The sequence below is a fragment of the Nocardioides sp. NPDC057577 genome, from assembly GCF_042801335.1.
Classification (GTDB): Bacteria; Actinomycetota; Actinomycetes; order Propionibacteriales; family Nocardioidaceae; genus Nocardioides.
Genome location: NZ_JBHVGB010000363.1, coordinates 1 through 1,092 on the forward strand (window position 1 = coordinate 1; position 1,092 = coordinate 1,092).

The following is a 1,092-nucleotide window of genomic DNA, read 5'->3' on the forward strand; positions in this document are numbered from 1 at the left end:
GACAGCAGCGCCTGGGTGTAGGGGTGCGTCGGGTGGTCGTAGATCTGCGTGTCCGTACCGATCTCGGCCATCTTGCCGAGGTACATGACGCCGACCCGGTCCGAGATGTGCCGGACGATCGACAGGTCGTGCGCGATGAAGAGGTAGGAGAGGTTGAACTCGTCCTGGAGCTTCTCCATCAGGTTGATGACCTGCGCCTGCACCGACACGTCGAGCGCGGAGACCGGCTCGTCGCAGATGATGATCTCCGGGTTGAGCGCGAGGCCCCGGGCGATCCCGATGCGCTGGCGCTGCCCGCCGGAGAACTGGTGCGGGTACCGGTTGATGTACTCCGGGTTCAGACCGACGACGTCCAGGAGGTCCTGCACCTTGCGGCGCCGGTCGCCCTTCGGCGCCACCTCGGGGTGGATCTCGAAGGTCTCCCCGATGATGTCGCCGACCGTCATGCGCGGGTTCAGCGAGGTGTACGGGTCCTGGAACACCATCTGGATGTTGCGGCGCACAGCCTTCAGCGCACGGCCGGACAGCTTGGTGATGTCCTGGCCCTTGTAGAAGACCTCACCGGCGGTGGCCCGCTCCAGCGTCATCAGGAGCTTGGCGACGGTGGACTTGCCACAGCCGGACTCGCCCACGATGCCGAGCGTCTCGCCCTGGTAGAGGTCGAACGAGATGCCGTCAACGGCCTTGACCGCGCCGACCTGCTTCTTGAACAGGATCCCCTGGGTCAGCGGGAAGTGCTTGACCAGGTTGCGCACCTGGAGGATCGGCTCACCCTGCGACACCGGGGCGTCGAGGGCGGCCACCGCCTCCGTCTCGGTGACCGCGTTGACCGTCGCCACTTCGGCGACGTTCGGGGTGGCGTCCACGGACTTCTTGTCGAGCTCAGCCATGGATCGTCTCCTTCCAGAAGTGGCAGGCGCTCCGTCGTTCCTCGTCCACGGTGTACAGGGGCGGTACGTCGGTGCGGCAGACGTCCTGGGCCATCGGGCAGCGGGGGTGGAAGGCGCAGCCGGGCGGGATGCGGGTGAGGTTGGGCGGCAGGCCCTTGATGGCGTAGAGCTCCTGGCCCTTCTGGTCGAGGCGCGGGATGGA

2 protein-coding genes are annotated in these 1,092 nt (G+C 66.8%); both read right to left on the minus strand.

The annotated features are described in order from the left end of the window. The coding region (locus ACFU7D_RS29815; protein WP_378874173.1) for an ABC transporter ATP-binding protein at positions 1 to 890 on the minus strand (890 nt) is incomplete at its 3' end. Further along, positions 883 to 1,092: oligopeptide/dipeptide ABC transporter ATP-binding protein (locus tag ACFU7D_RS29820; protein ID WP_378874175.1), on the minus strand; the 210-nt coding region annotated here is incomplete at its 5' end. The genes ACFU7D_RS29815 and ACFU7D_RS29820, both read right to left, overlap by 8 nt.